The 12,238-nt window shown below is 65.1% G+C and carries 7 protein-coding genes; all 7 read right to left on the bottom strand.

Features of this window, described 5'->3' with window-relative positions; all coding sequences use genetic code 11:
- Nucleotides 1–14: 14 nt before the first annotated feature.
- Nucleotides 15–491, bottom strand: coding sequence for a chemotaxis protein CheW (locus JHD67_RS01795; protein ID WP_199096725.1), 477 nt, complete (start codon nt 489–491; stop codon nt 15–17).
- Nucleotides 488–2,224: a chemotaxis protein CheB gene (locus tag JHD67_RS01800; RefSeq protein ID WP_199096726.1), complete on the bottom strand. Its 1,737-nt coding sequence runs from the start codon at nt 2,222–2,224 to the stop codon at nt 488–490. Before JHD67_RS01800 ends, JHD67_RS01795 begins: the two co-directional genes overlap by 4 nt.
- Entirely contained in the window at nt 2,217–8,414 is a 6,198-nt protein-coding gene (locus tag JHD67_RS01805) for an Hpt domain-containing protein (protein WP_199096727.1), read from the bottom strand. The genes JHD67_RS01800 and JHD67_RS01805 overlap by 8 nt, the downstream gene beginning before the upstream one ends.
- A gap of 73 nt (nt 8,415–8,487) precedes the next feature.
- The gene (locus JHD67_RS01810) at nt 8,488–10,518 is read right to left on the bottom strand and encodes a methyl-accepting chemotaxis protein (RefSeq protein WP_199096728.1); all 2,031 of its coding nucleotides are present in this window, start codon (nt 10,516–10,518) and stop codon (nt 8,488–8,490) included.
- Between the two features lie 120 nt (nt 10,519–10,638).
- Nucleotides 10,639–11,178: a chemotaxis protein CheW gene (locus JHD67_RS01815; protein WP_199096729.1), complete on the bottom strand. Its 540-nt coding sequence runs from the start codon at nt 11,176–11,178 to the stop codon at nt 10,639–10,641.
- A gap of 7 nt (nt 11,179–11,185) precedes the next feature.
- A complete protein-coding gene (locus JHD67_RS01820) occupies nt 11,186–11,557 on the bottom strand; it encodes a response regulator (protein ID WP_199096730.1) in 372 nt (123 codons plus the stop codon).
- Between the two features lie 31 nt (nt 11,558–11,588).
- On the bottom strand, nt 11,589–11,990 hold the full coding sequence (locus JHD67_RS01825; protein ID WP_323748555.1) for a response regulator: 402 nt from the start codon (nt 11,988–11,990) through the stop codon (nt 11,589–11,591).
- Nucleotides 11,991–12,238 lie beyond the last annotated feature (248 nt).

Here is a 12,238-nt window from a genome sequence, read left to right on the forward strand (position 1 = left end):
GGCTTGGCGGCTTGTCAGCTGGCCAGTTCGAGCAGGTCGACCAACTCCGCCTCAATGCCTTCCAAGTCGGGGATCACCGCCACGTCGTCGCGCACCAGCACCTGGGCGCGCACACCCGGCGGCAGCGGCGCGCCATCGTGCGTGGGAATGATCAGCTCTGCGTTGAGCGTGGTCAGGCGCGGGAACCCTTGCGTGATCACCGCGATAAACGGCAGGTCCGCGTGACCGCTCAGCGCCTTCAGCACGGCGACGCGCACGGCCTGTTCGCTGTCGCCGTCATCACCCCCCGCCAGCGCGCTGAACGAGAGCAAGGGCACGCGCCAGCCACGCCAGGCGATACGACCCAACAACCAGTGCGGCGCGCCCTCCACCGGCTCGGGCGTAGGCAGCGTGATCACTTCGGCTACGGTGGCGTTGGGCAGCAGCAAGCGCAGGTTGCCCACCGGCACCAGCACGCAACGGATTTCACGGGGTAGCGGTAGCTCGCTCATCGCCGACGTTCCATGGACATCTCCTCAACCAGGCGCGCCGCCAGTTCTGCGGGCGTGCCGGAATAGCTATGCAGGTGTTCGGCTTCGATGCCGTTCACCATATCGGCAAAATGCCCTTCGCTGGATGCTTCCACCCACACCTGGCCGCCGCGGTCATAAATCGCCTGGCAGCCACCCACCGCGTCGTTGGCATGGCCCGCGAACACGATGGCCTGGGCCGAGCGCCCATATACATTGGCGGCCATGGTGAAGCTGGCATCGATGGGCGAGCTCTGTACGTCCATTCCTTCCAGCGCTTGCAACTCGATGCGTCCGTCGCGATGCACGCGCGCCTGCTGACCATCGGGCACCACCAGCACTTCACCGTGGCGTGCGCGGCCGCCATGCTCGGCGACGCGAACGGGTAGCGGACTGTGTTCGCCCAGTACGTCGGCCAAGGCTTCGGCCGAGGTGCCACGCAAATGCTGGACGTGCAGCACCGTCATGCGCAAGTCGGTGGGCAGATGCGAGAGGAAGGCACACACCGCATCGGCGCTGCCCGCCGCGGCGCCAAGCACCAGCAGGCGGCCGATGACGGTATCCAGATTCTCCAGCAACATCTCGTGGCCGCCTTCGTAGGCAACCGGTGCGATGGCTTCTTCTATCGACACCAGCTCCAGGCTCATGCCCGGCTGGAGTTCGTGCTCCTCACCGCCTTCGGGTGCCAGGAAATCCGATGCACTCAGCTTTTCGATACCGAATTCCGCCGCATGCACAGGCGGGGCTGGCACTGCGGCAGAGGCCGGTGCATCGTCCGTGTCCACCAGTGCCCAGTGGGATGCCTGGTCCAGCAGGCTGGGTTCCACCTTGCCGACCGCCGCCGTTGCGGGCATGAACGAGTCGTCCAGCGGCGCCAGCGAAAGGTGATCCAGCTGGAAGGACGGCATCACGCGCGCCGCCTCCGTGATCAGCGGCTCGTCGACTTGCGGCGCCAGCTCGAACGGCGCCGGCCCCTGCGTGTCGAGCAGATCCACCGCCATGGGTTCGTCGTGGAAGGGTTGCGCTGTGGCGTGCTCCGCCTCGGCGACAGCACCGAAATGGCCGTCGTGCAGCGGCGGCAGATCATCGTCGACACTGAACTTGAGGCCGGAACCGAATTCGTCGTGCTCAGGCGCGTCCTCATCAGCCGCGAGCAGCGCTTCCAGCTCCGCCGCCAGCGACTCCGACTCGGCCGCCGTTTCCAAGGGTTCGTCGACGGCATGGGCGTGATGAAAGCTGCCTGCAACCAGGGAATCGTCGCCCTCGAAGAAACCCTCGGGCGCCGCAGTGGCTTCAGCGACATACATGGTCGCTACGGCCGGAGCCTCGGGCAGAACGTCGACCACCCCAGGCGCGTGTTGCGGGCGCGGCGGATCGAGATCGCCCTGCGCCAACACCTTCACCGCCAGATGGCGGGCCCAGCGCGCACGATCCCAGCCGTCCAACTCGCGGCTGGCCTGTGCGTCGTTGAAGACCACCCGCGGATGGTCCCCATCGATGACGTCGTAAAGGCGATCGAGATCATCCTCGACCTCCTCGTCCAGATTCACTACCAGCACCTGCGCACCGGTACCAGCGAGCATGTCCCTGCTCAAGGTGGACAAGGCCCCCTCGTGGACGATGCGCGCGCCTCGTTCCTTCAGTGCTTCGCGCAACTGGCTGCCCAGCTCCTGGTCATCGAACAGCAGTGCAACCGCGGTAGCCGATTCAGCCATTGAGTGACTCCAGGGCACGCTGTTCGAGCACTTCGCTGATCTGCACCAGCAAATCCGCTTCCTGGTAAGGCTTGCCGAGGTAGCGATCCACGCCGATGTCAAACGCGCGCTGGCGGTGTTTGTCGCCGGTACGCGAGGTGATCATGATGATCGGCACGTCGCGCAGACGCGCATCGGCCTTCATATGCGTGGCCAGCTCGTAGCCATCCATGCGCGGCATTTCAATGTCGAGAAGCATCAGGTCGGGCACGCGCTCATGCAGCTTTTCGAGGGCGTCCACACCGTCCTTGGCCGTACTGACCTCGTACTCGTGGCGCTCCAGCACGCGGCCGGTGACCTTGCGCATGGTGATGGAATCGTCGACCACCATCACCAGCGGGCGCACGCGGGTTTCTTCCACCACCGGCACCTGTACCGCCGAGAGACCCTCCTCCAGGCGCTGCAGACGACGCGTGATGCCATGACGCACGAGCGGCGCCAGGTCCAGAATGATCAGCACCGAGCCATCGCCCATGATGGTGGCGCCGAGGATGCCAGGCACCGAACTGATCTGCGGGCCGACCGATTTCACCACGATCTCGCGCGAGCCGATTACGGCATCGATGCGGATGGCGGCACGCAGATCACCCGAGCGCGTGAGCAGCAACGGCAGCTGTTCTTCATCGTTGGCGTGGCTGCTCGGCAGGCCGAGCAATTCCGACAGATCGTGGATGCTGTAGTCGTCGCCACCATAGGGGAACGACGGCTCCGCATCAGCCATGCGCTCGATCAGCTCCGCCGGGCTGATGCGGGCAACGCCCTGCACCGAGGTCATCGGAATGGCGAAGGAAGATTCACCCATCCGCACCAGGATGGCCTGTGTCACCGCCAACGTGAACGGCAGGCGCAGCACGAAAGTGGTGCCTTCGCCGGCCTTCGATTCGATGGAGAGGGCGCCACCGAGCTGCTTGATCTCGTTGGCCACCACGTCCATGCCCACGCCGCGACCGGCCAACTGGGTCACCGTGCTGGCGGTGGAGAAGCCGGGTTGGGTGATCAGCGCGAGCACTTGGTCGTCGCTGAGCTTGGCGTCGGTACGAATCAGACCGCGCTCGACACCGCGCTTGCGGATGGCTTCGCGATCCAGGCCACGACCGTCATCGGTCACGCGCACCACTACTTCGGTGGCTTCGCGGGCCACACGGATACGCACCACGCCCTCATCCGGCTTGCCCGCCTTGCGGCGATCGGCCGGCGATTCGATACCGTGTGCCACCGCGTTGCGCAGCATGTGCTCAAACGGCGCCTTGATGCGGTCGAGCAGGTTGCGATCCATTTCGCCGTGCGCGCCTTCTACGAACAGCTGCGCGTTCTTGCCCTCTTCCTGGGCGGCCTGGCGCAATGTGCGACGCAGGTTCGGCACCATGGTGTCGAACGGCAGCATGCGCGTACGCAGCAAGCCGTCCTGCAGTTCAGAAGACACGCGCGACTGCTGGATCAGCAGCGTTTCGGCCTGGCGGGTCAACTCATCCAGCATGCCCTGAATGGACACAAGGTCGGATACCGACTCGGCCAGCGCACGCGAGTACTGCTGCAACTGGGAGAAGCGATCCAGCTCGAGCGGATCGAACACCGAGATGCCCGCTTCGCGGTGCTCACGCTGGAAGCGCGCGATGATCTGCGCTTCGGTTTCGATTTCCATCATGCGCAGCTGGCTACGCAGACGTTGCACGGTCTGATCGAGTTCGACCAGGTTGAAGCGGTAGCCAGCCACCTGCTGTTCGAGGCGCGAACGGTAGATCGCCACCTCGCCCGCGTGGTTTACCAGCGTGTCGAGCAGTTCGGCGCGAACGCGGATCTGTTCCTGCGGCGCGCTGAGCGGTTCGTCGCGTTCCTCGGGCAATAGCTCCGGCAGCTTCACGCGCTCGGGGAACGGCACCACCGTGGCCGATACCGGCTCGGCCGACGGCGTGGCGGTGCTCTCGCCCGCCATCGCGGTGAAGCGATCGATCATGGCCTGCGGATACGGCACGCCGTGGCCCTGCGACACGCGCTGGATCAGGCCATGCAACGTATCGAAACCCGCTTCCAACGCGGCGATGAGCTCGCCCACATGGGGAGAGTCGGCATGCAGCGGCTTCTCCAGCGCGGTTTCGATGGCGTGGGTGAGGTCACCCACCGGCACCATGCCGGCGATGCGCGCACCGCCCTTGAGCGTATGCAGGTCGCGCTGCAATTCCGCCACATGCTCGATCGCCGTGGGCGCGACGCGCCATTGGGCGAGTACGCCGTCGGAGTGGTCGAGGATCTCGCGTGCTTCCTCGATGAAGATTTCCAGCAGATCGGGATCGATCTGGTGGGGTAGCAGTAGATGCTCGTCTTCGCCGGCCGCTTCGACGTGGGCATGCTCCGTTGCAGGCGCAGCGTCGACCACGTCCGGCGCGGCCGCGACCGGCTCAACCGCTTCGTCGGCGACGTGCTCCACGACCGGCTCATTCACCGGCAGTTCGTGCTCGACGGGTGCGGTTACCTCGATGACCGGCTCTTCGGCCACGTGATGCGCCAGCTCGTCGTGCACGGCATGTTCGATGATTTCAGGCTTCGCGACTTCGTGCTCGTCAGCGGTCGCCTCGTAGACTGCCAGCGCGTCGTCGGCTACGTCGCGCGTCATCGACTCCTCGACCGGTGCAGCGACGGCAGGCTCTCCGCCGGCGTGCTCGACAGGCGACGGTTCCTCGACGGCATCGGCCGGTGCGGTTGGCGCTTCGGCGTGGAACGCAAGGTCGTGTTCGACGACGGAAGCCAGCGGCTCCTCGGTGCCGACAGGCGTAACGGCCGCCGTCGGTTCGGCTTCGTCGAGCAACTCGGCGTAGATCGCGGCGAAATCCTTTTCCTCGTCGGAGGACAACACCGGCGTGAAGGCGTGGTCTTGTTCGGCTGCATGGACCTGCTCGCCGGACGGCAGGTGCGCGTCCAGATCGAACTCGCCCAAGGCGGCCAGCAGTTCGTCGGTGTAGCTATCGATGCTTGCATCGGAAGCGGAAGCTGCTTCCGATTCGGTCTCCTGAGCGTGGCCGGAGGCGTCGGACAGGGCGGCATCCAGCGAGGCGGCCAGCATGTCTTCATGCTCGGCATCGTTGCGGGGTGCGGCGACGTCGTCGAGTTCGTCCGCGTGTGCCTCGAACAGCACATGCGCAACCTGCGGTTCCGGCTGGCTGTCCCGCAGCTCGGCAAGGCGGCGGATCAGGTTGTCCAGGTCCGGCAACTGCGGCGACGGCACGTCGAACTGGCCCATCACATAGTCCACCGCGTCGGCGCTTTGACCGAGCAGGTGCACACCTTCGACCGACAGCGGCGTGCTGGCGGCACGCAGTCGCTTGAGCAAGCTCTCCAGCGGCGACAGCAGCTGCGAGAGCAGCGGGATGTCGACCATGGCGATGGCACCATGCAGCGTATGCACGGCGCGCAACAGGCCATCATCCACGCGCAGTTCCCCGTCGACGCGGTTGATGGTGGTGCGGATCGTTTGCAGGTACTGCGCCACTTCGCTGCGCAGGATTTCCAGCAGCACCGGATCGATCGGCGGCAGCACCGGCTCGGCGATCGCCTCGTGGGCGACCGGCGCGGTATGGGTGGGTGTGGTTTCGATATCGGCGAGGCTGGCCGCCGGTATCGCCGCGGCGACGACTTCCGAGCGCGGCACGCGACGGCGCACGATGCGGCGAACGGTTTCCATGTCGGCCGACGCCAGATCGGCGACGCGCGCGTCTTCCTGGCCACTGGCCAGGCGCTCGGCGGTTTCCATGATGGCGGCGATCGGCGCGGTGACCGTGCCTTGCCCCATCAGTGCGGCGCGAAGCTGTGGCAGTGCATCCACGGCAACACTGACCAGAGCTTGCACACCCTCGTGCGGCGGGACCGACTGGTCCAGCACGCGGTTGAGCATGTTCTCCACCTTCCAGGCGAATTCGCCCAGCAGGCTGGCGCCCACCAAGCGGCCGGAGCCCTTCAAGGTATGGAAGGAACGGCGCAGTGGCATCAAGGCATCGAGCTGCTGCGGATCGGCCAGCCAGGTGCGGCGAGCGGCATGCAGGTTGTCGATTTCCTCCTGCATTTCCTCCAGGAAGATCTCGCGAATGTCATCGTCGATGCCGGCGGTGCTGGTGTGGAAGCCGGCTTCCGCCTGCGTGCTTCCGGCGACTGGCACCTGCTCGAAAATCTCCTCTTCGATCTCGACCCAGTCGCTGTCCTCGCCCTGCAGGGCTTCCTGCGGGGTCATGTGCACCGAATCGGCCAGGCGCAAGCCGCTGATCTCGTGCGCTTCGGCATGCGGTGTCTGGCTGTCACCGACGATAAGGCCGGACAGATCGTCGCCATGGGCCAGACTGACGCTCTCGGAAAGCTCCGGCTGGTTGGCCAGGGCCGCGGCCAGCGCGGCATCGGCCGCCTTGGCGATGTGCTCGGGCGCCTCGTCCAGTTCCTCCGGGTCGAACGCACGGGCCGCCGGCGGTGGCCAATAGCCCAACGTACTGAGGCTGTGCTCGGCCACGTCCAGGATATGTTCCAGGCCACCGCGATGTTCGCGCGCAGCCTCGAGGTAATACTCCAACGCGGCCAGCGCATCGGCGAGATGATCCATCTGGGCGGTGCTAGGCACGCGGCGATCGACCAGCAATTCATTGCTGACGAAGCGGCCAATGCCCTCGGCCAGCTCGGCCGGGCGCGGCGCGGACAGCATGCGCATGGCTCCGGCGACTTCGTCCATCAGCGGACCGACGTCGGCGAGCTGGCGCGGCTGCCAACCCGATTCCACGTAGGCGACGATGGCTTCCTTCACCTTGGCCGTGTTGGCGGTGGCCTCGTGCATCAGCGTGGCGAGAATGTGGCGCGCTTCGCTGCGCGGCAGCATGTTCACCGGAGTCTCGACACTGATCTCTTCGTCGGCGCCGAGGCTCTCGATATGGTCGTCCAGCGAGGCTTCCACATAGAGCAGCGCGCCGGCGACGTCGAGCAGCAGTTCTTCGTCGGGTGCCCGCACGCGCGTGGCGATTTCGTCCAGCACGCGACGCTGTTCGTTCACCACGCGACGCGGCACGCCCAGGGCCAGCATGCCCAGCGTGTCGCCCACGCGTTCCAGCACTTCGCTCTGGCTGGCCAACTGGGTGGGATCGGCGTCGGTCTGGCGCAGGAACAGATCGAGCGATTCTTTCACGCGCAGCAGGTCGTCCTTCAACGCCTTGGCCACGGAGTCCAGCAGGGCACGGTTGTGGCCCGACATGGAACCACGGGCGTGCTCCACTTCGCTGGCGTCGGGCAGCAGGTTGTCCAGCGCGTAGGTCTCGCGCAGCAGATCCATGCGCGGACTGCCCTGACGCACCTGGCCCACCACGTACAGCAGCTTGCGCGCCAGTTCGTCGGCATCGCTGCCGCGCAGACTGGCTTCGCCTTGATCGACCAATTGGCGAATGCTCCGATCGACCTTGCCGATCAGCTGGCGCACGTCGGTCGCCTGTTGGCGCAGCGCGCCGTGCTGCACGCCTTCCAATACGCCAGCGGCAATCCACCACAGGCGGCGACCCGCCACGGTATGGCAACGCGCGGTGATGGCATCCAGGGTCTGGATCATGCCGCTCAATTGCTGGTCGTTGCCTTGCCCGCGGAACCACGACAGCAGTTGCTGCTGGAACCGCAGGCGCAGCGTGGCAATGTCGCCGCGCAGGCGCTCTGACGACATGTCCGGCTGCGCCATCGGCGCCTGTGGCGGCAATGCCACCTCAAGGTTCGGGGTGAACAGCGCCGATTCGTGCAAGGCCTGTTGGCCGCGACTGGAACGCAGCTCGTTGAGCAGCGGCAACAGCACCACCGGCACGTCGCGATGACCGCCGGAGAGGCGCTCAAGGTAGTCGGGCAACTGCATCAGGCCGCGCATCAGTGCGGCGTAGGCGTCCTCGCGATTGGCTATGTGGTCCTCGAGCAATGAGATGGCGAGTGTTTCCATCTCCTCGGTGACCATCGCCGCGCCATACAGCTCGACCATGCGCAGGGTGCCCTGCACTTGGTGAAGGCTGTCGGCACAGGAGCGCATGGCATCCCGGTTGCCCGGGTTGTCGACATAGGACTCCAACGCCTCGCGGGCGAGCGCCAGCGTCTCGTCGAGTTCTGGCTTGACCCACTGGAGAGTGGTGAAATCGATGTGGTCTTGAAGTCTCATGCGCCCCTCTCTGCGGCCACGTAACGGTTTGTCACGCAACCGTCGAGGTTGCCCTCTGTGAAAGCGTTATGTTTCAGCCCGGCAGCTTAAAGTGCGCCACCGAGCGCCGCAGGTCGCTCGCCAGCTGGGCCAGGTAGCCGATCGAGTCGGCCGTCTGGCTCGCGCCCTGCGAGGTCTGCGAGGTGATTTCCTGAATCGCGTTCATCGACGCCGAAATGTCCGTCGCGGCGCTGGATTGCTGGCGCGCCTGCGTGGAGATGTTCTGAATCAGCGCCGACAAGTCGTGCGATACGCGTTCGATGTCGCCCAGCGCGCTACCGGCGTCTTCCGCCAGGCGGGCACCGGCCACCACTTCGGCGGTGGTCTGCTCCATCGAGTTCACCGCTTCGTTGGTATCGGACTGAATGGTTTGCACCAGCGTTTCGATTCGCTTGGTCGCGCTGGCGGAACGTTCCGCGAGGCGCTGCACTTCGTCCGCCACCACCGCGAAGCCGCGACCCGCTTCACCTGCCGAGGCGGCCTGGATAGCAGCGTTCAAGGCGAGGATGTTGGTCTGCTCGGCAATGTCGTTAATCAGTTCCACGATGGAGCCGATTTCCTGCGACGACTCACCCAGGCGCTTGATGCGCTTGGAGGTTTCCTGGATCTGATCGCGAATGGAGTCCATGCCCGAGATGGTTTCGCGCACCACTTCGGCACCGCGCGAGGCGATTTTCACCGAGCGCTCGGCCACGTCGGCCGACTCGGCGGAGTCCTTGGACACCGTATCCATCAGGCTCGCGATCTGGTTGATCGCGGTGGTAGCGGTACTGATGCGCTGTGCCTGGTTCTGGGCGGATTCGGCCAGGTGACGCGCAGTGGTCTGCGTTTCCTGCGCCGACGACGACACCTGTTCGGAGGTCTCGTTGATCGTCGTCACCAGGGTGCGCAGCTCGTCGATGGCGTAGTTCACCGAGTCGGCGATGGCGCCGGTGATGTCCTCCGTCACCGTGGTCTTGACGGTCAGGTCACCTTCGGCGAGCGAGCCCATTTCATCCAGCAGGCGCATGATGGCCTCCTGGTTACGCTGGTTCAGTTCGGTCGAATCCTGGAAGCGGCGGCGCTGGTCGGCGATCAGCTGTACCACCAGCACGATCAGGAAGGCGGCCGCGCCGATGGCGCCCAGCACGCCCCACCAGAGGTTGGGGAACAGGCGGCGGGTCGGCAGCTTGCCGACCTGGTCGGCCAGTTCGTTCGCGCGCAACAGTACGTTCTGCGAGTCCAGCGAAGCCTGGTTGCCGGCCCGCTTCACGTCGCTGAGGTTGGCGGCTGCGCCAACCAGCTTGCCGACCGGATCCTGCAGGTTGTCCCACTGCGATTGCAGGTCGGTAAGGATCTTGCGCGCGTTGGCATCGCCCATCGCCCGCACGCCCACTTCGGTATTGCCTTCCAGCAAACCCTTGAGCACCGAACCGTAGAGCTGGCCGTCGCGGGCCAAGCCATCGGCGGCGGGCTGGGAAGCCTCACCACCCTGCAGCACTTCCTGCACGCGGCGGATCATACGGTCGGCCAGCAACATCTGGCGGGCCGAGGTATAGGTCTGCTCGGCACTGCCGCCGCGCTGCTGCAGGATGTTGACCACCTGCTCCATGCTGGAATTGAGCAAGGGCAGTTCGCGGCCGAGGGTACCGGCACGCTGCGCCGAGTCCACCACCAGCGCCTTGTTGGAGAGGATCTTGCCGATATCGGCGTCGAGCTGGCCCCAGGCATTGGTGAGCGCCGCCACAGCGCGACCGGCCGGCGAGGCGTTGTTGTCGGCATAAGGCTTCATGCCGCCCTTCTCGTCGCCCTTGTTCAGGCGCTGCACCGCCGAATCGATGGCATTGCGGTTGGTCTCGAGCTCCTTGAAGGAGTCCACGTTACCGTCCGCCGCCTCGAGGGCGTACTTAGCCGTCTGCTGCGACAACACCTGGATCTGCGTGGTGAGACCCACGGCCTGGCTATCCTCGCGGCCCCTCAACGTGAGCATCACGAAGTCCACACCCGTGAAACCGAACGCGATGACCAGTGCAATGATGAGGCCGGTATAGCCCCGCTCCTTGCCCACGCCCCCTGTAGTGCTCATTTCGTTCACCTCGCCCGTGTATCCCCCGCCGCTACTCGCCGGCGAAGGCTTCGGATCATCGCCCTGGTTCCGGCCCCGAACGGCACCGGTCCTACTGTTTATTCGTGCAACTGTTGCCCGTCAGGCAGCGGCCTGACGGAAATCCGGTGCGCGCACCAGCTTGCCCATGCTGAACATGGCCAGGCGCGGTTCCCCTACGCGATCGTCAACGAAGCGCGTCAGGCGCGGATCGTCCTCTTGCTCGGCCTGGCGGCGCTGCTCGGCATCGACCGTACGCTGACCGAACACCTCATCGACCATCAGCGCCACGCTACCGCTGCCCTGGCGCACCACCAGCAAGCGGGTGCGCTCGGTGGTCTGGGTGCGATCGCCGAACAGGAAGCGGGACAAATCGATCACCGGCACGAGATTGCCGCGCACGTTGGCCACGCCCAGCAGCCACGCCTGCGTGCCGGGTACCGGGGTCAACGACGGCACCGCCAGCAATTCGCTGATCTCGTCGATGCCGCTGACGAACAGGCGGCTGCCGGCACGAAAACCAATACCGCGCCAGAGACCGGGGGCTTCGAGTTTTTCCGGCGTGTCCGAGGCATGCGCCAGCGACAGTCGTTCGTAACGGGCTAGCAGTTCGAAGGGCGAGAGCGCGGCGGTCTGGGTCATCGTCGTCTCAGGCAGCGTTCGGCAGCAAATCGTTGATGCAGGCCAGCAGGTCTCTTTCGTTGACCGGCTTGGTGATGAAAGCGCGCGCCCCCTGGCGCAGGCCCCACACGCGATCGGTTTCCATCGACTTGGTGGTGATCATGACAATGGGAACATTCGACGTCGCCGGGTCGCGCGTGAGCGTGCGCGTGGCCTGGAAGCCATTCATGCCGGGCATGATGACGTCCATGATCACCAAGTCCGGCTTCTTTGCGCGCACGCGCTCGATGCCTTCCTCGGCGTTGCCGACGGAGTCGACGTGATAACCCGCGCGCTCGAGCAGCGTGGTGAACACGCGCACGTCGGTCGGCGAGTCGTCGATGATGAGAATATTGGCCACAGGTCCCCCTCAGACCCTGTAGTCGCCGGCCTTACACCGTGCAGACATGTCGATGGATTGCACCCAGCAGTTCATCACGGGTGAACGGCTTGGTCAGATATTGTTCGGCGCCGACAATACGGCCGCGCGCCTTGTCAAAGAGGCCATCTTTCGAGCTGAGCATGATGACCGGCGTGCCGCGAAACTGGGGATTGTTCTTGATCAGCGCACAGGTCTGATAGCCGTCGAGACGCGGCATCATGATGTCGACGAAGATGATTGCCGGCTTTTGGTCGGAGATCTTGGCGAGCGCCTCGAAGCCGTCCACGGCCGTCAGCACGTCGCAACCCTCCTTCTTCAGCAAGGTCTCGGCGGTACGCCGAATGGTTTTCGAATCGTCGATAACCATGACCTTAAGGCCGGCCAGGCCATTTCCACTTATGTTCAAATTCACAACACCCCCCTGCGACCCGCCCCAGGCTCAGGAAAATCGTGCCACCGCCAGCTCCACGCCAACGGCTCCATCTGGAGAGAAATTTCCACGAATCTCTTTTACGACGTACGACGACCATTCAGCCGGCAGGCACTCGTGGATTGCTGTTTACCGCCTGCTTAACGTGGCGTCAAGCTGAAATCTCCCGTGAAGCGTCCTACGTCATTGAATTGCGTACTTCCCTGCGACGGAGACCCTGATCCTGAATC

The sequence above is a fragment of the Dyella sp. ASV21 genome (assembly GCF_016428975.1).
Lineage (GTDB): Bacteria > Pseudomonadota > Gammaproteobacteria > Xanthomonadales > Rhodanobacteraceae > Dyella.

What these genes read in the sequence shown, in the direction of transcription:
- JHD67_RS01810 (WP_199096728.1), bottom strand. Translation starts at nt 10,518, where the DNA reads ATGAGCACTACAGGGGGCGTGGGCAAGGAGCGGGGCTATACCGGCCTC.
- JHD67_RS01795 (WP_199096725.1), bottom strand. Translation starts at nt 491, where the DNA reads ATGAGCGAGCTACCGCTACCCCGTGAAATCCGTTGCGTGCTGGTGCCG.
- JHD67_RS01805 (WP_199096727.1), bottom strand. Translation starts at nt 8,414, where the DNA reads ATGAGACTTCAAGACCACATCGATTTCACCACTCTCCAGTGGGTCAAG.
- JHD67_RS01800 (WP_199096726.1), bottom strand. Translation starts at nt 2,224, where the DNA reads ATGGCTGAATCGGCTACCGCGGTTGCACTGCTGTTCGATGACCAGGAG.
- JHD67_RS01815 (WP_199096729.1), bottom strand. Translation starts at nt 11,178, where the DNA reads ATGACCCAGACCGCCGCGCTCTCGCCCTTCGAACTGCTAGCCCGTTAC.